This is a genomic window from Agromyces sp. NPDC055658 (assembly GCF_053618155.1).
This window is the reverse complement of sequence record NZ_JBSHHD010000002.1, coordinates 145,365-164,996: the sequence shown is the minus strand read 5'-3', so window position 1 is coordinate 164,996 and position 19,632 is coordinate 145,365. Positions and strand designations below refer to the sequence as shown.

Genomic DNA, 19,632 nt, shown 5'->3' with positions numbered 1-19,632 from the left:
CCAAAGGCTCCTCATGAAGACCCGAATCATCGGCGCGATCGTCGCCCTCCTCCTCGCCGCGATCGGCGCAGTGCTGCTCGTCGGTTACGTGCGCGGTGCCGACGCTCGCGCGGCTGAAGGTGCTGAGCTCACCGACGTGTACATCGTGCAGGAGACGATCGCCAAGGGGACTCCTGGTGAGTCGGTCGCCGACCACGTCAAGCTCGACACCATGCCGAAGCGCAATGTGCCCGAGGACAGCGTGACGGACCTCGAGGAGATCGCCGGCCTGGTCGCCGACGCCGAGATCCTGCCCGGCGAGCAGTTGCTGCTCGGTCGGTTCATCGATCCGGCCGACCTCGCCGCGCGGGGTGACGTCAGCATTCCAGAAGGCATGCAGCTGGTGTCGTTCACCTTGCCGGCCGATCGCGTCGTCGGCGGGCAGGTGCGCGCCGGTGACAAGATCGGTCTCGTCGGAACGGTCGATCCCGACGAGGTCGGCGATGAAGACGATGTCATCAACCCGGTGACGAGTTTCGCCTTCCACGATGTGCTCGTCACGAACGTGCAAGGAGCGGTGCTCGCTGACAGCAACACCGACACCGAACAGCAGACCGAGCAGGGCGCCGGTGATGCGATCATGGTCACGATCGCCCTGTCTGCCCACGACATCGAACGATGGGTCTGGTTCACGGAGGGCGAGGCCGGCGGCTACGCCAACATGTGGCTCACCCTCCAGAACGCCGAGACTGACAACAGCGGCACCGCGCCCGTGACTGGAAGTAACGCGTTCTAGTGACCGCCTACGTCTTGGTCAGCCGCTCCGCCGAGTACGAGACCCGTCTTCGGACTCTTCTCGGCGAGCGGCTCGCCGTCATCCCGGGCGAGTTCCTGACGTTCGGACCCGACGCGGTCGTGAGCCGGGTGCCCGAGCAGCCTCGCATCGCCCTGCTCGGGCCTGTGCTCAACTACGAGGAGACGAAGGGACTCGTCGAAGCGCTCACCGCGAAGCACCGCGACCTCGGCCTCATCGTCGTGCGCGAGCAGCGCTCCGACCTCGAAGACTGGGTCGACGAGCTCGAACTGCATGCGGTGCTGAGCCCCGACGCGAGCGACGACACGACCGTGGGGCTTCTTGAGCGACTGGCCGGATGGCTCATCGCCAACGGGCGGGCGGGGGAGCACGATTTCGATGCGCCGTTGGCACTCGAACTCGACGAGGAGATCCTCGGCGGGATCGACGCAGGTTTCGAGACGGACGCTGCAACAGACGCTCTCTCGTCGACGAGCGAACCCGAGCCCGAACCCGAGCCCGAGGTGCCCGAATGGGAGTTTCCGCCGATCGAGGCGGGCGTTCCGACTGAGGCCATCGCCGTCGTCGCGCCGAAGGGTGGACAGGGCAAGACGACGATCGCGATCAATCTGGCGACCGGGCTCGCCGAGGTCGCTCCGAACTCGGTCGTGCTCGTCGACGCCGACCTGCAGTTCGGCGATATCACCGCCGCCCTCGCACTCTCGCCCGACCGGACCATCGTCGATGCGGTCGCCGACGCCGCGGCCGACGAGTTGGTGCTGAAGACGACGCTCACCCACCACGACGACGGGTTCTTCGTGGTGGCGAGCGCGACGTCGCCCGAACTCGGTGACCAGGTTCCGCCGGCCGCCCTCGCACAACTCATCGATCGGCTCCGCTCGACGTTCCGCTACGTGATCATCGACACCACGCCGGGTCTCGGCGAGCACACGCTCGTCACGCTCGAGCACGTCACCGATGCGGTGTTCGTCACGAACATGGGAGTGCCGAGCCTGCGGGCCATGCGCACCGAGTTCGAGCTTCTGTCGAAGCTGGGCCTCATGCCGGGCAATCGGCACGTGGTCGTCAACCAGACCGACAAGAACAGCGGCCTCACGATCAAGGACGTCGAGAACATCATCGGCGCGCCCATCGACATCGAGGTGCCGAAGTCGTCGGCGGTGCTGCTCGCCTCGAACCGCGGAGTTCCCCTCATCCACGACGACGTGCGCGACCCTGCAGCGAAGGCGATCCGATCGATCGTGCTTCGCATCGCGCCCGACGCGTTCCCGAAGCGCAGCAAGATCCAGAGAAGGCGGCGATCGAATGAACCTGAATGATCGGCTGAACGCGCTTCGCGCTCAGCAGGGCGAGGCGCCCTTCGTCCCGGCAGCCCAGGCTGTGCCCCGCGAACCGACGGTGCCGGATGACGCGAACACGTCACCCACGGCGCTCGACCCGGTGGCACCCGCCGAACCGCTCGACTCGGCGCCGACCGTCGCACCGTCCCTCTTCCAGCCGTCGGCCGCGCCGAGACCGCCGCAGCCGCGATCGCCGCAGCCGAGACCCGCCGCTTCGGCCGACCCGCTCGCCGCGGTGAAGGAGAAGGCGGCTGAAGAGCTCTTCGGCCGCATCGGCTCGCGAATGAACGACGCCTCGCTGACCGAGGAGCAGCTGCACCTGCTCGCGCGGGCCGAGCTCGCCGACATCGTCGCAGGCGAACAGCTCGCGTTGTCGACCGCCGAGCGCAACCGGCTCATCGACGACATCGGCGCGGACGTGCTCGGCTACGGGCCGCTCGAACCGCTGCTCGCCGACCCGAGTGTCAGCGAGATCATGGTCAACCGCTTCGACCGGCTCTACGTCGAGCGCAACGGCCGACTGCAGGAGACCCCGCACCGCTTCACCGGCGAACCGCAGCTGCGTCGCGTCATCGAGCGGATCGTCGCGAAGGTCGGTCGCCGCATCGACGAGTCGTCGCCGCTCGTCGATGCGCGACTCGAAGACGGGTCGCGCGTGAACGCGATCATCCCGCCGCTCGCCGTCGACGGTGCCTCGCTCACGATCCGAAAGTTCGCAGGTACGCCGTACACCGTCAACGACCTCATCGGCTTCGGAAGCATGACTCGCGAGGTCGCGACCGTGCTCGATGCGGCCGTGCGCGCGAAGATGAACATCCTCGTCTCGGGCGGTACGGGCACCGGTAAGACGACCCTTCTGAATGTGCTCTCCGCGTTCATCCCGGGTGACGAGCGCATCATCACCATCGAAGACGCCGTCGAACTCCAACTGCAGCAGGAGCACGTCGTTCGTCTCGAGTCGCGGCCGGCGAACATCGAAGGGCGCGGCGAGATCACGATCCGCGACCTCGTGCGCAACTCCCTGCGCATGCGACCCGACCGCATCGTCGTCGGCGAGGTGCGCGGCGCCGAATCGCTCGACATGCTGCAGGCCATGAACACCGGCCACGAGGGATCGATCTCCACCCTGCACGCGAACTCTCCGCGCGACGCGGTCTCTCGCATGGAGACGCTCGTGCTCATGGCGGGCATGGACCTGCCCCTGCGTGCCATTCGCGAGCAGATCGCCTCGGCCATCGACATCATCGTGCAGATCGGCCGCCACAAGGACGGCGTGCGTCGCATCACCCACATCACCGAGGTGCACGGCATGGAGGGCGACATCATCACCCTGCAGGACGCGTTCACGTTCGACTACTCGGCGGGATTCGACGAGAACGGGCGCCTGCTCGGCAGAATCGAGCCGACCGGGGTTCGCCCGCGGTTCGCCGAACGTATCGCGGACTACGGGATCGCGCTGCCGATCTCGCTGTTCCAGCCCGACCTCAGCGAGATGCTCGGAGAGCTGCGATGAACCCGCTCGTGCTCGGACTCGGCATCGGCATCGGGCTCCTCGCGCTGCTCGTGCTCATCCTCTTCGTCATCGCACCGCCGGCGCCACGCGTCGCACGTGACCGGCGACTCGCACCGGGCGTCGAACATGTGTCGGGCATCACCAAACTCACCCAGCGGACGACGGCCGCCATCGAGGCGGCCGGTTCGAAGCGCAAGACCCGCATGTTCGGCCAAGAGGAGCTCGAACTCGCCGGGATCAAGTCCGATCCGTCGAGCTTCGTCGTACTCGTCGCCTCCGGCGCCAGCGTCGCGGCGCTCATCGGCGTGCTGCTCGGCTTCGCCAACGGCACGTGGTTTCTGTGGGCGATCCTGTTCGCAATGCTGACGCCGTTCGTGGCGAAGTTGATCATCTCGAGCCGGACGTCCAAGCGGAGAGGGCGATTCGCCGACCAGGTCGACGACACCGTGCAGCTGATCGCCGGAAGCCTCCGTGCCGGTCACGGACTCAACCGCAGCATCGGCGCGGTCGCGAGTGAAGCAGACGCACCGACGAGCGAAGAGCTCGCGCGGGTCGTCAATGAGGTGCGTCTCGGTCGCAACCTCGCCGACTCCTTGCACACCACGGCGGACCGCATGAAGAGCGACGACTTCGAGTGGGTGGCGCAGGCCATCGCGATCAACCAGGAGACCGGTGGAAACCTCGCCGAAGTGCTCGACCAGGTCGGTAAGACCATCCGAGACCGCAACGAGATCCGCCGTCAGGTGCGCGCACTGAGTGCTGAGGGGCGGCTCTCCGCAATCGTCCTCGTGGCGCTGCCGATCGTCGTCTTCCTCTTCCTCCTGATCGTGCAGCCGACCTACTTCAGCACCTTCTTCACGCACCCGCTCGGCATCATCGGACTCGTCGTCGCCGTGATCCTGCTCATCGTCGGTTCGATCTGGACGGCGTTCACGGTAAGGGTGAAGTTCTGATGGAGATCTCGACCGTACTCGTCTACGTGCTCATCGGCGTCACCGCGATCGCGTTCGGCGTCTTCGTGTTCCTGCTCTTTCCGGAACGACGCCCAGCAACCGATCCCGCGGTGGAGGAGCACCCCACGCTCGGCCCGGTGCAGCAGGGCTCGATCAGCGCTTCGCTCATCTCGGCCGCGCCCAGCGGGTACATCGCATGGCTCGAGCGGCAGCTCGTCTTCGCCGGACGCCCGAGCGGGTGGTCGCTCAACGGCATCGTCGTGTGGAAGATCGTGCTCGGCGCCCTCGGAATCGTCTTCGGCTCGATGTTCGCCCTCAACGGCGGGATGCAGCCGTGGAAGGTGCTCCTCGGCATCGCCGCAGCCATCCTGCTCTTCTTCCTGCCCGATGTGATGATCAACAGCCGCGCCCATGATCGGCAGAAGGCGATGCAACTGGCTCTGCCCGACGTCCTCGACCAGATGACGATCGCCGTCGAGGCCGGTCTCGGCTTCGACGCCGCGATGGCGAAGGCCGCCCGCAACGGCAAGGGCCCGCTCGCGGAAGAACTCATCCGCGTGCTGCAGGACATGTCGATCGGCCGCACCCGCCGCGACTCGTTCATGGAGCTCGAGCGCCGCACGAACGTCGAGGACCTCCGCCGATTCATCCGCGCCGTCATCCAGGCCGACCAGTACGGGGTCTCGATCGGCGACGTGCTGCGCGTGCAGTCGAGCGAGATGCGACTCAAGCGCAAGCAGCGCGCCGAGGAGCAGGCCATGAAGGTCAGCGTGAAGATCCTCTTCCCGCTCGTGTTCTGCCTGCTGCCCGTGCTCTTCATCGTGCTGCTCACCCCGGCGGCGATCAACATGATGAGTTCGTTCGGCAGCGGCATCGGCGGCGTCGCCAACTGAGGCCACCTCGATAGGCTGACCCCGACACCGCCCAGGGGAGGGGGAGCCGTGGCCGAGCCGACATCCGCCGACACGACGCTCGCCGCGACGCCGGCCACCGAGCCCGCCTGGCGCCCCGACATCCTCGGCCCCGGCTTCGAACAATTGACCCTCCCGCTCGGCGACGACGCCGAAGGCGAGGTGGTCGCGACCCTGGTCAGGCACCGGCCGGCATGGCGGTGGCGGTGGCGCCGGGCCGCGGCATCCGGTATCGACGTGCTCTACGTGCACGGCTGGAGCGACTACTTCTTCAACCCCGAGCTCGCCGCGTACTGGGCCGGGCTCGGCGCGCGCTTCTTCGCGCTCGACCTGCGCAAGTACGGGCGCAGCCTGCGCCCCGGCCAGACGCCCGGACTCATCACGAGCCTCTCCGACTACGACGCCGACATCGCGGCCGCGCTCGCGGCCATGGGGCACGGCGGGGATGCCTCCGGCCGGCGCCTGCTCGTCATGGGGCACTCGACCGGGGGATTGACGCTGTCGCTGTGGGCCGCGCGGCACCCGGGCGTCGCGTCGGCGATCGTGCTCAACAGCCCGTGGCTCGAGTTCCAGCTGTCGCGCATCGGGCGCGAGGCGATCGCACCCATGATGCAGTTCGGTGCCCGGGTGCATCCGCTCGCGCCGCTGCCGAACGTCGACCTCGGGTTCTACACGCGCGCCGTCGCCCGCGAGCAGGGCGGCGAGTGGGAGTACGACCACGACTGGCGCCCCGACCGCGGGTTCGCGACGAACTCGGTGTGGCTCTCGGCCGTGCTCACCGGGCACGCGACCGTCGCCGCCGGCATCGACGTCGGCGCGCCCGTGCTCACCTTGCTGTCGGCACGATCGACCATCCTCACCCGGTGGGACGAGGCGATGCGGTCGACCGACAGCGTGCTCGTCGTCGACGAGATCGCCGAGCGGGCGACGAAGCTCGGGCCCACCGTCGCGATCGAGCGCATCGACGGCGCGCTGCACGACGTCATGCTCTCGGCCGAGCCCGCCCGGGCGGCCGCGTACGCCGCGATCACCCGGTGGCTCGGCGGCTACGCGCGGGCGTGAAGCGGGTTCGGCGCGCTGAGCGGTGCTCGAAACATGCTCAGCGGGGCGAACCCGACTCAGGTGAGCGGCGACTCGTCCTGCACAGGGGGAGCGCGGCGGCTGGTGTCCACGTGGCGGCGGGATGCGGCATCCGTGGGCCACGGGTCGGCGGAAGCTGGGGCGATGGATCTTCCCCGACTGCCCTCCGGGCTCATCAGGTTCGCCGACGTGCGCGATGCCGGGCTGCAACGGCGCCTCGCGGCCGAGGTGTCGGCCGGCCGCCTCGAACGGGTGCGACGCGGGTTCTACGCCGAAGCGCCCGCCGCGACGACGCCCGCCTGGCGGCGCGACGAGCTGCGCCACCTGCACCTCGTGCACGGCGCCGCCGAGGCGATGCATGCTCCGGTGTTCACCGGGCTCTCGGCACTCGCGCTGTTCGGGCTCCCGACCTACGGTCGCTGGCCGCACGAGGTCTCGGTGCTCTCGCCGGGTCCGACCGGATTCCGCCGTGGCGGGGTCGTCGGCGTGGGGGTGAGCCGGGCGCCGTCACTCGTTCGGGTCGGCGACCGGGTCGTCACCTCGGTCGAGTACACGCTGATCCAGGTGTGCCGCGTCGCGACGGTCGCGGCTGCGCTCGCCGCGGTGGATGCCGCGCTGTGGGTGCCGCGTCGGTCGTCGGGCGGTCCGCGAACGACCCTCGAGCGACTGCGGGCCGAGCATGAGCGCCTGCTGCCGTATCCGGGCAGCCGTCGCACCGAGGCCGTGCTCGAACGCGCGACCGCACGGGCCGAGACGGTCTTCGAGACGGCCAGCCGTCTCGTCATCGAGGAGTTCGGCTTCGAACCGCCCGTGCTGCAGCAGCGGTTCTGGCTCGGCGAACTCGGCACGACGGCCGACGTCGACTTCTGGTGGCCGTCGGTGCGCGCGATCGGCGAGGCCGACGGACGCGGCAAGTACCTGACTGTCGACGATCGGCGGGAGTCGGTCGGCCCCGGCGCCGCTGCCCAGCGCGTCATCCGGGAGAAGGACCGCGAGAACGCCCTGCGCCGACGGGCCGACGCCTTCGACCGGTGGGACTGGGGCGAGATGGTGCGCAAGCGCCCGCTCGAACAACGGCTGGCGGCGATGGGCGTGCCGCGGACGCGGCGCCGTCGTGCGCTGATCGGTCGCCCCGACGAGCCGGCCCTGCGCTCCACGCGCAGCCGCGCCCGCTGAGTCGGGTTCGGCACGCGGAACGAGGTTCGAACCCGACTCAGCGCGCCGAACCCGACTCAGCGCGGCGCGGGCACCCGACTCAGCGGAAGTTGGTGAACTGCAGCGCGACGTCGAGGTCCTTGCCCTTGAGCAGCGCCATCGTCGCCTGCAGGTCGTCGCGGCTCTTCGACGAGACGCGCAGCTCGTCGCCCTGGATCTGGCTCTTCACGCTCTTCGGCGCCTCGTCGCGGATGATCTTCGAGATCTTCTTCGCGTTCTCGCTGTCGATGCCGTTCTTGAGCGCGATCTCGATGCGGAACTCCTTGCCCGACGGGTAGGGCTCGCCCGTGTCGAGCGCACGCAGGGTGATGCCGCGCTTGATGAACTTCGACTCGACGACCTCGAGCACGGCCTTGACGCGCTCTTCGGTCTGGGCCTTCAGCAGCACCTTCTCGCCGCTCCACTCGACCGAGGCGCCGACGTTCTTGAAGTCGTAGCGCTGCTCGACCTCTTTTCGCGCCTGGTTGACGGCGTTCTCGGCCTCCATCTTGTCGACCTTGCTCACGATGTCGAACGTTGCATCTGCCATGCGCGCCAGTTTACCGAGGGGGCGGGCGGATGCCACGGGGTCGCCGCCGACGCTGACCCCCGAAAGCGGGGCCCGCCGACGGCTGTGGAAGCTGAGGAACTCCCATATTCTGGCGCTACCGATGTGGACCGGCGACGCCGCCTCCTCCGACCCGAACGAATGACCGACGCACAGGTTGCCACGACGGCGAAGGCCGGGGTGCGCCGACGTGCCCCGAGCGGTGGATGGCTTCGGGGGGAGCGTCGTGGCATCGAGGGCGTGCGCCGATGGATCGCGCGGCGGATGACGACGCGGTCTTCGCCAGATCGCTCCTCGATCTGTACGCCGACGCGCTGATCGAAGCCGGCGGCGGCGCCGATCCGCGCCCGCGACTGGCGGCGCGCATCGGCGTCGCGTTCGACGCCCGCGCGGTCGGGCACGTCCGCGTGCGCTACGCCCGCGACGGCGGCCGGGCGGTCGAGCCCGACCGCTCGGAGCTCTGCCTCTGGCGGCGCGAGACGTCGAAGCTCGCGTCGACGATCGAGATCGCCTTCCCCGAGCGGTTCCGCGGCGCCCGCATCGACGACGCCTGGTACGCCTCGACCGCGCGCCGCTTCATGCTCGACTGGCTCGCCACCCCGCACCTCGCCGAGCTGCCCGTGCTCGCCGATGCCGAGGGAATCGTCGTGGTGGTCGTCGCGACCGCGGGGCGACCCGACGAGCGCGAGGCGACCCGGCTCGGCGAACTGCGCCGCCACCTCGAGGTGTTCGAACGCACGTCGGCCGCGCTCGCCGTGGCGTCCGGCCACGGGCTCGGCGCCGCCGGGTCGTCGCCGGGGCCGCAGCCGCCGCGGCCCGCCGTCGACCCCATCGACCCCGTCGACCCTGTCGAAACGGGCGCCCGCCGGCTGACCGCCCGCGAGCTCGAGGTGCTGCAGATGCTCGGCGACGGGCTGCTCGCCCGCACGATCGCGGCGCGCATGGGCGTCTCCGAGCGCACCGTGCACAAGCACCTCGGCAACGTCTACGAGAAGCTCGGCGTGCACGACCGGCTGCTGGCTGTGCGGCGAGCCGAGTCGCTCGGACTGCTCGGAGCGGGCGCCGTCGGGCGCGCGCCCATCGCGGGGGCGGAGGGGCGACGGCCCGCGCTACCACCGCCGGCCGCAACGGCATAGTGTCACAACTGCGTATTGTCGGGCGGTCGGCGCCGTCGTTCAATCGTGAACGTGAGGCATCACCTGATCCTGAAGATGCGCGAGCGGCTGCCCGAGCCGCCCGTCATTCCCGACTGGATCACGTTCATCGGCGACAAGACGCACGTCGTCACCTCGGTCGTCGCCGAGGTCGACGCCGTCCTCCACGAGGTGCGCCGCGAGTACTGGGTGACGCACGAGTACGTGCCCGCGATGGATGTCTGGACTCCCGCCGAGACGATGCACGGGCTCGATCGCACGTACCGGATCATCTTCGACGACCTCGCCCCGCTGTCGGCCGACGTGCTCGCGCGCCTCTCCGCGCTGCGCTCGGTCGAACGCTGCAGCCAGCTCGTCGTCGCCGGCACCGACCTTCCGGTGCCCCAGCCCGCGACCGCGCTCGGCACGACCTCGTCGGCGGGCGATCAGATCGGCGTGCCGTTCGCCAACGCGATCACCCGCGGGCGACCCGACGTGCTCGTCGCGGTGCTCGACACCGGCGTCGACCTCGACCACCCCGAACTGCGCGGCACGATCGTCGCCGCAGCCGACTTCGTGAACCTCGAGGGGCTCGACACGAGCGGATTCGTCGGCGACGTGCTCGACGCCGACGCCGACCCCGAAGACGAGGTGGGCCACGGCACCCACGTCGCGGGCATCATCGCCGGGGCCGGTCGGGCGATGGAGCCCGGCGTCGCCCCCGACTGCCGGCTCATGGCCGTGCGAGTGCTCGCGACCATGCGCACCGCGACGGGGTTCCAGGGCGCCGGGATCGTCGACAACATCAACCCGGCGCTCAAGTGGTGCGTCGACCGGGGCGCCGACGTCGTCAACATGAGCGTCGGCATCCGGCACACCGGTGGCGGCCTCCCGCACGCCGACGTCGTGCGCTACGCGCAGAGCCGCGGGGTGACCGTCGTCGCAGCGAGCGGCAACGACGGGGCTCCGACCAAGTACTACCCGGGAGCGCTGCCGGGCGTGATCGCCGTCGCCGCGTGCGACGACGCGGGGGCGGTCGCCGGCTTCAGCTCCTACGGCGCCGACATCACCGTCACGGCCCCGGGCGTGCGGATCCTCAGCTCGTTCGCGAGCGGCCGCTACGCCGTCGCCTCCGGCACCTCGCAGGCCGCACCTCACGTGGCCGGCGCCGTCGCGCTCATGAAGTCGTATGCGCGCGACCACGGGTTCGACCTCGACGCCGACACCGTGCTGCGCGTGCTCCGCGAGACATCCGACCGCATCGACGCCCGCCCGCGCAACCCGCACGCGGGCTACGGGCGCATCAACCTGACCGACGCATTCAAGTGGCTGGGGCGCGCCCGGCGGTGAACGCCGCCCGCGCCAGGTCGCACGCACCGAGGAGACCGCAATGCCGTACACGCTCAGCTCCCTGAACGCCGACGGGAAGTCCGCGCCGAGCGGGTTCCGCATCAAGCGCACGCTCGCGACCGTGCAGGGGTACCAGGCCGCAGTCGACCAGAAGGTCGCCGCGCAGCTCGCCGAACTCGACGGGTTCCTCCAGAAGGCGATCGTCGAACCCGGCGACGAGGCGCTCGACACGGTGCGCGAGTGGGTCGAGCGCCCGCTCACCCCGCGCCGGTCGGCGGCGATCGGCGTCGGCCGGTGGGCCGAGGACAGCCTCGTCAGCGCACTGCGGGCGAACAAGCCGGGCGCGGGCGAACGCACGATCGGCGAGGTGCTCGACGGCGAGACCGACCTCACCGACCTGCGCTACGAGCTCGACGACGAGCTCGACGCCCGGTGGTCGACGCTCGACTTCGACGTGCGCACCGTGCTCGCGTACGAGGGGATCCGCGACCTGGTCTTCGCCCGCGCCTACCTCGTCTACGGCATCCGGCAGCGCACGAGCCTCATCAACTTCGTCGTCTCGCACCGCGACGGCGCGCGCGACGTCGTCGCGTACGCCACCGTCGGAGCCGCGCGCGACCTCGTGCAGGAAGCTCAGCTTCGCGTGCCGAAGCTCGACGACGACGACAGCACGGTCGTCACCGCCATCCTGGCGCGGGCGCCGAAGCTCTCGGTCGACTCGTTCAAGGCCATCGTGCTCGACGTGGTCGGCGACCACCTCGAGCACGACAAGTACGCGGGGCTCATCGCCGCCTCGGGCGTGAAGGACGTGCCGCCCGAGCTCGTGCCGACGCTCGTCGAGTACCTCAAGACCTCGCACATCGCGGTGACGAAGGAGAACGCGCCGTACATGGTGCCCATGTACCTCGCGAAGGCGGCGACGAGCGGCGCGATGCCGAGTGCCGGCCCCGACGACCCGTTCGCCGTGACGTTCTACGGCGACGACGCCGCAGCCCGGTCGGTGAACTCGGCGGCCGTGCGCTGCGCGGCGCAGCTCTTCTACGTCATGACGCTCGGTGACGAGCTCGGCGTGTTCGACGCGGTGCGGTACTTCACCTCGACGTACCTCTTCCACGACGGGTTCGCCGTCGAGGACCCGGTGCTCCGCAAGGACCTCGAGGACTACGTCTTCTCGAACCGGTTCCCGGTGCTCGACCCGCGCAGCGGCACGACCGACAAGGTCGACGCGACCCGCGAGCCGATGCGGCGGGCGTACTACCGCCAGGTCTTCGACCTCGGCAAGGCGCCGACGCCGGCCGACGCCCCCGCGAACGAGGAGTTCGGCCGGCTCTGGAAGATCCTCATCCTCGAGTCGGCCCGCTACCTCGAGCGCGCCCAGGTGAGCCCGCACCCCGACAACTTCGTGTCGAGGCAGAACGTCATGCAGGCCGTCGAGGACCTGCAGTACAACCTCTCGACGAGCTGCGTCGGCCTCGCGACGGTGATGACCCCGATGATGAACGCCGAGCTCGACTTCGTCATCACCCGCATCCTGGGCCACGAGGAGATCCGCTCGCACCTCGTGCCGGCCGGAGGCTCCTGGCTCAAGGTCATCGAGAAGCTCGCGGCGACCCGCGGCCAGCGGGCGCGGGCCAGCGTGCTCAACAACAAAGCGCGGCTGGGGCACGCACTGCTCACCTCGATCGCCGAGTACACGCCGTCGGCCTTCGAGCAGGACGAGGCGTTCTCGCGATTCATCTCGAACGTCGACGCATTCATCACGACGCAGAGCATCCTGCAAGAGGATGCCTCGGAGCACGGCGACGACGAGGCCGAGGCCGGCGGCGGGTCGGGCCCGCTGCCCGGGATGCCGTCGATTCCCGACCTTCCCGGCATGCCGGACCTCGGCGGAATGCCCGGCATGCCGTCGTTCGGTTCGCCGCCGACCGGCGCACCGGGCACCGGGGCGGGCGCACCGGCCTCCGGCGACGACTGGGACTTCTGAGCTCCGGGTGAGCCGGCACGGAAACGGAGCAGAGCATGAACGAGAGCACGCGGCCCTCCGATGCGGAGATCCTGCAGCTGGCCCGAGCCACCGCCGTCGAGGTGCTCGCGCCGAGCGGGCCCTTCCAGGCGATGTCGCTGGCCGACCAGCAGAGCGTCTACCTCTCCCTCGTCGAGGAGGAGATCGATCGCGAACGCGCCCGCCGGGGTCTCGCCCCGCGCGACGTCGCCAAGGCGATGGCGACCGACTCGGGCGAGGAGATGGGCTTCGAGGGGTACCGCCCGGGATTCGAGGGCTCGACCGAGGCGTTCAACGAACTCGTCGACAGCGTCGACTTCCCGCAGTTCGTCGCCGACCTGATGAAGGCGGTGTTCAACGCGAACCTGAAGGTCATGAAGGAGCAGACCGACTCGTACATCAAGCTCATGAAGGAGGCGACGAAGTCGACCGCCGACTTCATCACCAAGATCAAGGACGACGAGTCGTTCCTGAAACTCGCCGAGACGCGGGGGGCGCAGTACGGCGTCACGACCGAGCGCGCCGCCGACGGCTCGCAGAAGATGGCGCTCACCACGCCCGAGGGCGACAAGGTCGACCCCGAGGACTCCGAGGTGAAGCGGCACATCCTCGAGGCGAAGATCAACATGGCCAAGGAGCACCGCGCCGCACTGCGCGAGGTGCTGCTCATGGGCGTCACCCGGCTCGTGGTCGAGAAGGGCGTCATCGAGGCGGGCGTGGAGTTCATGATCACCGCGAACCGCAAGTCGCAGGCGTCGCACCAGGACCAGAACGTCAACGTCGTCAACGTCGAGGCGTCGTACGACCCGCCCCTCGGCGGCCTCTTCGGCGGCCCGAGCGGCAGCATGAGCATGACGAACACGAACATCCAGGTGAACACCTCGCAGAAGGAGGCGACCGACACGCTGTCGGCCAAGCTCACCGGCAAGGTGAACATCCAGTTCAAGACCGACTACTTCAAGCTCGACAACTTCGCGACCATGTACGCCGACGGCGGCGTCGCGGCGCTGCCGCCCGGGCAGGGCGCCGCCCCCGGCGCCGCACCGGGAGGGGCGGCCCCCGCCCGCCGATAGGGGCGACCGCTCATGGCGCTTGCACTGCTTCGGGAGGAGGACGGTGATGGGCAGGCACGGGTCTTCGAGATCGACACGGGCACGAGCCCGTACTTCCGGGTGCTGCTCGGCACCCAGGTGCGCACCGTCGACGGGGTCGTCGTGCTCGACGGCCCGTACTGGCGCAGCGAATGGCGTCGCAATCCCCGCGCCGGGCGTCATCTCGACACCCGCACCCGGTACCTTCTCGAGGAGTCGGCGGTCACCGAGCCGCGCAGCCTCGTGCAGGTGCAGAGCGCCGCGGCGCCCGACGGTCGCGCCCCCGCATTCTCGCGGCCGGTGCGGCTGGGCGCCTTCGTGGACGCGCCGGGCGACGACGACCGCGTCGACGCTTGGGGCAGCGCTCCCGAATCGGGGTTCGCGATGAGCGCGTCGTCGAGCGAGCCGGCGCCGGTCGGCGCACCGGGCGCGGCGCCGATGCCGCGCAGCGCCCGCACCGCGGTCGCGACCTGCAGCGCACGCGAGACGTACAGCCGGCCCGCGTCGATGGACGACCTGCTCGGCACGCTGGTGCGCGTCGCGGGGCCCGTGCTGCAGCAGCTGCTCGGCCCGGGCGGCGCCGGCGGTGCGTCGGGCACCGGCGGCGACGCATCCGCCCTCTCGCCCGACACGCTCGCGCAACTGCTGCGCAGCGTGCTCGGGGCCGTCGCGTCGCCCGCGACAGGGGCGGCGGCTGCGGCGCCGGTCTCGCCGGTGCCGGCTCCGTCGGCGACGGCACCGGCGACGGCGGATGCCTCGGCGGCCCACGCCGCGCCCGCGCCCGCGGCGCTGGGCGCCGACCTCTTCGCGACGCCGCACGACCCGGTTCCGGCCGGCGGCGACCTGTTCGCCACGCCCGAGTCGATGCGCATCGACTGGGGCGTCGCACCGGCGCGCGCCATGATCGCCGGCATCGACGACGCGATCCTCGCGGGGCTCGCGGGCTCGGTGCTCAGCGCACTCCCGCAGCTCGTGAACGCGGCTGCGGCGCAACGCGCCCAACGTCGTACCGACCACCTGCGGCTCGTGACCGAGGTGCTCGGCTCGGCCGATCGCATGCGGCTGCTGCAGTTGCTCGCAGCGGCGGCGCCGGGCGGTGGGGGAGCGACCGGCGCCGCGTCGGGCGGCGACGGCGCCGCGACCGGCGCGGCGGGGAGCCCGGGCGGCGAGTCGGTCGACGCGATCGAAGAGCTCCGCCGCCTGCTCGGTGCCGCCCCGGCGGTCGCCGCGCCGAGCGGCACCCCGGCGGCCGCGGCCGCACCCGCCGCAAGCGCCGCCGCGCCCCCCGCGGCTTCAACGGGTCCCGCGCCGGGCGCGGTGAGCGGCACCTCGAGCCTCGACGGCACGCGCACGACCACGGCGGCGACCACCGCCACCGCGAGCCGGGCCGTGCTCGCGCCGGTGCTCGCCCCGCCGCTGCCGCGGCTCGGCGGCCCGCGCCCCGTGTTCGCCGCCGGGCAGGCGGTCACGCTGCGGTTCCGGCTCGACGTCGGCACCGACGGCCCGACGACGCCGCTGCCGCGAGCCGTGCTCGACGTCGCGATCGGCGAGCCGGGCGGGAGCACGAGGCTCGTCGAGCGAACGCAGCGGCTCACCGGCCTCGCGCCGGGCACGCCGATCAGCGTGGCCCTGACCCCTGCCGAGCTCGCCGCGTTGCCGCACGAGGTCGACCTCGAGGTCACCGCGTCGCTCCGCTGGCCGGGCCGGAGCAGCGTCTACCAGGCGTCGAGCGCGACGCGCATCGTGCTCGGGGCCGTGCGCAGCGTGCGGGCGCGCGGCGGCGTCGCGGGCGAGCCGAGGGAGCTCACCGACATGGCCAGGTTCCGGTCGTTCTGGAACCGCGTGTGGGCGAGCACCGACGCCGACGACGGCGAGCTGCCCCTGTGGGGGTTCGACGCCGCGACCCGGTACTCCGTCGTCCTCACCGCCGCCGACCGGGGCAACGGGCTCATGCAGACCCGCTCCGAGCTGAGGCCGCAGGGCGAGGGGGTTCGCCGGCTCACCGCCGGGCGGTTCAAGGCCGGCCTCGAGGTCAGCGTGCACGAGCTCAACGCGCTGCTCCCCCTCTGGGAGGGCGGGCAACCGCTCGCCCCAGAGGTCGTGGCGGCGTTCGCCGCGCCGGCCTGGCTCGCGGCGCAGGGCGGCGACGCGGTCGCGAACGTGCGGTTCGAGGGCCGCCGCAACACCCGCGGCGTGCTGTGGGCCGTGCCGGTGCTCGGGCTGCGGAGCTTCACCCTCGCCTCGGCGACCGAGGTCGACCCCTACGGGCAGGTGCTCGCGACCGCCGACGAGGAGGTGCGGTTCCCGGTGATCGAGGCCGTCCGGCTGCTCGGCCTCGCCGCGTCGGTCGACGAGGAATCGGCCGAGCCCACCGCGTCGGGCTACGCCTTCGACGGGTACGAGGTCGTGTTCGAGACGAAGGCCGGGCTCGAGCCCGCGTCGGCCGTGATCGACGGGAGCGCATGATGGACGAGGCGTTCGTGCCGCTGCACGAGATGCTGCCCGGGCTGCTGCCGCTCGCGCCGCCGATCGACGACCGCGAGGCGGGAGTGCGCACGACCATCGTCGGCTGCGAGGTCGAGACGCCGATCGAGCTCGACCTCACGGTGCGCGGCTCCTCGATCGAGATCGGCATGGTGCCCCCGCTTTACCACGTCGCGACCGCCGACCTCCCGGTCTTCCACGCCATCCGCATCGTCGTCGAGCAGGAGCCGGACGATGGCTGAGAACTCGCCGTGGCGCCTCGAGGACTTCGTGGACTCGCTCGTCGTCGAGCTCGACAAGACCCGCGAGACGCTCGCCGTGAAGGCGATCAACAAGCCCCTGAGCTACTCGGTGAAGGAGGTGGCGCTCGACGTGAACGCCTTCCCGAGCTACGCCGACGGCTCCGTACGGTTCGTCACCGCGCAGCCCGGCGAGGAGGGCGCGTCGAAGCTCACGATCCAGCTGAACTCGATCACCGACCAGCAGGTGCGGGCCAGCACGAAGGCGCGCGGCACCGCGCCGGTCGACGCGATCGACCCGCTCGAGGTCGACGAGCAGACGCGCACCAAGCTGCGCCGCATCGGCGTCAACTCGCTCGACGACCTCAAGGAGCTCGAGGCGCGCAAGGTCGACCTGGGCGCGGTCACCGACTCCGAGATCGACTACAGCCAGATCGCGCGCAAGATCCAGCAGTCTCGGCGCAGCAAGTCGGCGCCGTCGATCGACGGGGTCAGCCTGTCGCAGTCCGAGGGCGGACCGGTGCTCCTGCTCGAGGGGCGCAACCTGGCCGTCGACGCCTCGTTCGAGCCGGTCGCCGTGCTGAACGGCGAGCTCGTCGAGGTGCTGTCGCGGGGGCCGGCGCACCTGAGCCTGCTCCTCGACGAGGAGCATCCGCTCACCGCCGACAACGAGGTGGTCGTGACGTTCGACCAGTTCGCCGTCGTCCGAGTCAACGTGAGGGCGTGAGGGTCATGTATTCGAGACCGCAGAGCAGGGACGCCGACTTCGCGCGGCTGTTGCGTTCGAGCTACGCGAGCGGGCGACCGCCGGCACCGGCGCGGCGGAGCCGGGCCGTGACGCTCTCCGTCGACCCCGGCACCGAGGTGATGGAACAGGGCGGGCAGCCCTTCGAGGAGTACGTCGTCGAGCGCGGAGAGCCCGTGCCGGCACCGCTCGCCACGCCACCCGCGGCGCCGGGCGCCCCGGCTGCGGCACCAGCGACCCCGGATGCCTCGGCGTCGACGCCGCCCGCACCCGCCGACACCGTCCGCACCCCCGAGGCGCCGGTCGCACCCGACCCGTACGCCGCGGCGACCGTGCCGACTCCGTCTTCGGCGACGCCGACGTCGCCCTCTGCGCCCGCCGCTCCGCCGTCGGTGGAGACGCCGGCGCCGGGCGGGGCGTCGCCGTCGGTCGCGCCGTCGCCCGCCGCCGCCCCGTCGGCGCCCGCACCCGCGCCGACGGCCGCCGAGCCGCTCCCGGCACCGCCGGCGCTGCCGGAGGTGTCGTCACCCGAACCCGCGTTCGCGCCCTCGAAGCCGAGCGTCGCCGAAGACGACCTCGCGGCCGACATGCAGGCCATCCTCACCGGCCGCAAGGTGTTCGACCCGTCGATGGGCGGCATGCGCGACCGCGACGGCTCGCCGCCCCCGCCCCCGCCGCCCGTCGACCCGGCCAAGAACGAGCAGGCGATCTTCGACCGCATCGCCGAGAGCATGGCCTACGCGAACAGCTTCGACCTCGGCAGCGTCGAGCTGCAGCGCCGGTTCGACCGCTTCGACGAGGAGGCGTCGCGACGTGGTGCGCCCGCGCCCGGCACCGCCGCCGCACGACGCGCGCAGGCCGCGGCCGGGCCCGTGCATGCCGGACAGCGCGAGTTCATCGAGGACCTCTCCGCGATCGACGACACGCGCGCGGCCGCTCCCGCAGCGCCGGCGCAGGCGACCCCGGTGTGGGGCGCGCTCGGCGCGGCCACCGATCGCGGCGCGTCGGTGCGGCTCGGCGACGTCGGCCGCCTCGCCGGCCCCGACCTCAGCCGGCCGTTCTTCGACACGGGGGAGCACGTGCGCTCCGGCGACGACGTCGGCACGGTGCCGCTGCGCATCGCGAACGTCGACTTCACGTACGGCGACCTCGTCGCGATGCCCGACTTCTTCGAGAACCCCGCCGACCTGCTCGGCGCCTCCGAGCGCGAGCTCACCGCGCTGCGCGGCCACATCCGACGCAGCGCGGCGCACTACCGCACGAGCACCGGGAACGACCCAGTGACCGAGACCGACTGGTCGACGGCGACGGGCGGGCGCTACCTGCGCCTCGCGGCGACGAACTACACGCACTTCGCGCCGCCCTCGGTCATCGAGGTGAGCTTCCCGCAGGCGCACGGCGACAACCGGGCGCGCTACGCCGAACTGCACCAGCAGGCCCTGCGTGAGTCGCAGCGGCTGCATCTCGCGAACCCGAGCGGTACGCCGACCCTCGAGAGCGCCCTCATCGTCAACGCGTTCGCCGACCACTTCCTGACCGACGCGTTCGCATCGGGTCACCTCGTCAACAAGGAGGTCGTGATCGACGCGTTCCGGCGCGAGTTCTACCACGGCAGCAGCCTCAACGCCGCCGGGCAGGCGTTCTTCACCCGCGTCGCGAACCGCGCATTCACCGGCGAGGTCGCCCGCCGGTTCAGCGAGCTCGAGCAGGCCGACCCGACCATCGGCATCGGCGGTGTCGGCTGGCACGCCAACATCAACAGCGCGTCGCGGTTCGCGACGCTGCTGCAGCGCGCCGCCGAGCAGGAACCGGAGAAGATCGCCAACGTCGCGGTCAAGGCACTGCACGACCATCTCAACAGCACCGGTGTGATGGTCGGCAACAACGCCGGGGCGGTCCCGTGGCGCCTGCACGGCGACGAGGCGCTCGAGTCGTCGACGCTCGCGGTGATGAAGCAGGCCGTCGCGCAGTCGGTCGCCGACCTGCGCGATCCCGCGATCCTCGCCTCCGGAGCCGACCTCGGCGCGCTCGTCGACCGGGTCTGGCGCTTCACGCCCGAACCGACCTCGGCCGGGCTCACCGTCCTGCGCACGGCGTTGCAGACGTACACGACGCCGGGCTCGACCGTGCTCAGCAACGCGGCCGCCGACCTCATCACCGCGCAACTCGACCAGCTCATCGCCGAACTCGTCGGCGGCGGCCACCTGCGCCGAGCCTGACGCAGCCGGAAGGAACG

General features: G+C 71.1%; 17 protein-coding genes. 15 read left to right on the top strand and 2 right to left on the bottom strand.

Annotated features, from left to right (window positions below; genetic code table 11):
• Positions 1-13 precede the first annotated feature (13 nt).
• The 7 genes from cpaB to ACWGPE_RS01960 all read left to right on the top strand — a co-directional run bounded on the left by cpaB (position 14) and on the right by ACWGPE_RS01960 (position 7,766).
• Positions 14-775, top strand: coding sequence for a Flp pilus assembly protein CpaB (gene cpaB, locus ACWGPE_RS01990; protein ID WP_275506150.1), 762 nt, complete (start codon positions 14-16; stop codon positions 773-775).
• Positions 775-2,112, top strand: a complete 1,338-nt coding sequence (locus ACWGPE_RS01985) for an AAA family ATPase (RefSeq protein WP_275506151.1) — start codon at positions 775-777, stop codon at positions 2,110-2,112. The genes cpaB and ACWGPE_RS01985 overlap by 1 nt, the downstream gene beginning before the upstream one ends.
• A complete protein-coding gene (locus ACWGPE_RS01980; protein ID WP_452047996.1) occupies positions 2,099-3,646 on the top strand; it encodes a CpaF family protein in 1,548 nt (515 codons plus the stop codon). The genes ACWGPE_RS01985 and ACWGPE_RS01980 overlap by 14 nt, the downstream gene beginning before the upstream one ends.
• The gene (locus ACWGPE_RS01975) at positions 3,643-4,599 is read left to right on the top strand and encodes a type II secretion system F family protein (protein ID WP_275506153.1); all 957 of its coding nucleotides are present in this window, start codon (positions 3,643-3,645) and stop codon (positions 4,597-4,599) included. Before ACWGPE_RS01980 ends, ACWGPE_RS01975 begins: the two co-directional genes overlap by 4 nt.
• Complete coding sequence (locus ACWGPE_RS01970) at positions 4,599-5,492, top strand: type II secretion system F family protein (RefSeq protein ID WP_452047995.1); 894 nt, start codon at positions 4,599-4,601, stop codon at positions 5,490-5,492. Before ACWGPE_RS01975 ends, ACWGPE_RS01970 begins: the two co-directional genes overlap by 1 nt.
• Before the next feature lie 48 nt (positions 5,493-5,540).
• A complete protein-coding gene (locus tag ACWGPE_RS01965; RefSeq protein ID WP_231428796.1) occupies positions 5,541-6,572 on the top strand; it encodes an alpha/beta hydrolase in 1,032 nt (343 codons plus the stop codon).
• 162 nt (positions 6,573-6,734) lie between these two features.
• Positions 6,735-7,766 (top strand): hypothetical protein, encoded by a 1,032-nt coding sequence (locus ACWGPE_RS01960; protein ID WP_275506155.1) that lies wholly within the window; start codon positions 6,735-6,737, stop codon positions 7,764-7,766.
• A 79-nt stretch (positions 7,767-7,845) separates the two neighbouring features.
• Here ACWGPE_RS01960 and ACWGPE_RS01955 read toward each other — a convergent pair whose 3' ends face one another.
• Positions 7,846-8,334 carry a YajQ family cyclic di-GMP-binding protein gene (locus tag ACWGPE_RS01955; RefSeq protein ID WP_231428794.1) on the bottom strand — a complete coding sequence of 163 codons (489 nt, stop codon included), beginning with the start codon at positions 8,332-8,334 and terminating at the stop codon, positions 7,846-7,848.
• A 266-nt stretch (positions 8,335-8,600) separates the two neighbouring features.
• Between ACWGPE_RS01955 and ACWGPE_RS01950 the strand changes: the two genes are divergently transcribed.
• The 7 genes from ACWGPE_RS01950 to ACWGPE_RS01920 are packed head-to-tail and all read left to right on the top strand — an operon-like array spanning position 8,601 to position 17,378.
• The gene (locus ACWGPE_RS01950; protein ID WP_452047994.1) at positions 8,601-9,488 is read left to right on the top strand and encodes a helix-turn-helix transcriptional regulator; all 888 of its coding nucleotides are present in this window, start codon (positions 8,601-8,603) and stop codon (positions 9,486-9,488) included.
• Positions 9,489-9,539: 51 nt separating this feature from the next.
• A complete protein-coding gene (locus ACWGPE_RS01945; RefSeq protein WP_231428792.1) occupies positions 9,540-10,835 on the top strand; it encodes a S8 family peptidase in 1,296 nt (431 codons plus the stop codon).
• A gap of 40 nt (positions 10,836-10,875) precedes the next feature.
• The gene (locus ACWGPE_RS01940) at positions 10,876-12,819 is read left to right on the top strand and encodes a hypothetical protein (protein ID WP_231428791.1); all 1,944 of its coding nucleotides are present in this window, start codon (positions 10,876-10,878) and stop codon (positions 12,817-12,819) included.
• Positions 12,820-12,854: 35 nt separating this feature from the next.
• Complete coding sequence (locus ACWGPE_RS01935; protein ID WP_231428790.1) at positions 12,855-13,910, top strand: hypothetical protein; 1,056 nt, start codon at positions 12,855-12,857, stop codon at positions 13,908-13,910.
• Positions 13,911-13,922: 12 nt separating this feature from the next.
• On the top strand, positions 13,923-16,394 hold the full coding sequence (locus ACWGPE_RS01930) for a hypothetical protein (protein ID WP_452047993.1): 2,472 nt from the start codon (positions 13,923-13,925) through the stop codon (positions 16,392-16,394).
• Positions 16,394-16,654 carry a hypothetical protein gene (locus tag ACWGPE_RS01925; protein ID WP_231428788.1) on the top strand — a complete coding sequence of 87 codons (261 nt, stop codon included), beginning with the start codon at positions 16,394-16,396 and terminating at the stop codon, positions 16,652-16,654. Before ACWGPE_RS01930 ends, ACWGPE_RS01925 begins: the two co-directional genes overlap by 1 nt.
• Positions 16,647-17,378: a hypothetical protein gene (locus ACWGPE_RS01920; protein WP_231428787.1), complete on the top strand. Its 732-nt coding sequence runs from the start codon at positions 16,647-16,649 to the stop codon at positions 17,376-17,378. The genes ACWGPE_RS01925 and ACWGPE_RS01920 overlap by 8 nt, the downstream gene beginning before the upstream one ends.
• A gap of 61 nt (positions 17,379-17,439) precedes the next feature.
• Here ACWGPE_RS01920 and ACWGPE_RS01915 read toward each other — a convergent pair whose 3' ends face one another.
• Positions 17,440-17,985 (bottom strand): hypothetical protein, encoded by a 546-nt coding sequence (locus ACWGPE_RS01915; RefSeq protein ID WP_452047992.1) that lies wholly within the window; start codon positions 17,983-17,985, stop codon positions 17,440-17,442.
• On the opposite strand from ACWGPE_RS01915, the gene ACWGPE_RS01910 reads away from it, so the two are divergent.
• Positions 17,984-19,615 (top strand): hypothetical protein, encoded by a 1,632-nt coding sequence (locus ACWGPE_RS01910; RefSeq protein WP_275506162.1) that lies wholly within the window; start codon positions 17,984-17,986, stop codon positions 19,613-19,615. The genes ACWGPE_RS01915 and ACWGPE_RS01910 overlap by 2 nt on opposite strands.
• Positions 19,616-19,632 lie beyond the last annotated feature (17 nt).

Coding starts and splice junctions, on each gene's coding strand:
- ACWGPE_RS01920 (WP_231428787.1), top strand. CDS start 16,647: ATGGCTGAGAACTCGCCGTGGCGCCTCGAGGACTTCGTGGACTCGCTC.
- ACWGPE_RS01940 (WP_231428791.1), top strand. CDS start 10,876: ATGCCGTACACGCTCAGCTCCCTGAACGCCGACGGGAAGTCCGCGCCG.
- ACWGPE_RS01925 (WP_231428788.1), top strand. CDS start 16,394: ATGGACGAGGCGTTCGTGCCGCTGCACGAGATGCTGCCCGGGCTGCTG.
- ACWGPE_RS01960 (WP_275506155.1), top strand. CDS start 6,735: ATGGATCTTCCCCGACTGCCCTCCGGGCTCATCAGGTTCGCCGACGTG.
- ACWGPE_RS01930 (WP_452047993.1), top strand. CDS start 13,923: ATGGCGCTTGCACTGCTTCGGGAGGAGGACGGTGATGGGCAGGCACGG.
- ACWGPE_RS01910 (WP_275506162.1), top strand. CDS start 17,984: ATGCAGGCCATCCTCACCGGCCGCAAGGTGTTCGACCCGTCGATGGGC.
- ACWGPE_RS01935 (WP_231428790.1), top strand. CDS start 12,855: ATGAACGAGAGCACGCGGCCCTCCGATGCGGAGATCCTGCAGCTGGCC.
- ACWGPE_RS01950 (WP_452047994.1), top strand. CDS start 8,601: ATGGATCGCGCGGCGGATGACGACGCGGTCTTCGCCAGATCGCTCCTC.
- ACWGPE_RS01915 (WP_452047992.1), bottom strand. CDS start 17,985: ATGTCGGCCGCGAGGTCGTCTTCGGCGACGCTCGGCTTCGAGGGCGCG.
- ACWGPE_RS01955 (WP_231428794.1), bottom strand. CDS start 8,334: ATGGCAGATGCAACGTTCGACATCGTGAGCAAGGTCGACAAGATGGAG.
- ACWGPE_RS01980 (WP_452047996.1), top strand. CDS start 2,099: ATGAACCTGAATGATCGGCTGAACGCGCTTCGCGCTCAGCAGGGCGAG.
- ACWGPE_RS01970 (WP_452047995.1), top strand. CDS start 4,599: ATGGAGATCTCGACCGTACTCGTCTACGTGCTCATCGGCGTCACCGCG.
- ACWGPE_RS01975 (WP_275506153.1), top strand. CDS start 3,643: ATGAACCCGCTCGTGCTCGGACTCGGCATCGGCATCGGGCTCCTCGCG.
- cpaB (WP_275506150.1), top strand. CDS start 14: ATGAAGACCCGAATCATCGGCGCGATCGTCGCCCTCCTCCTCGCCGCG.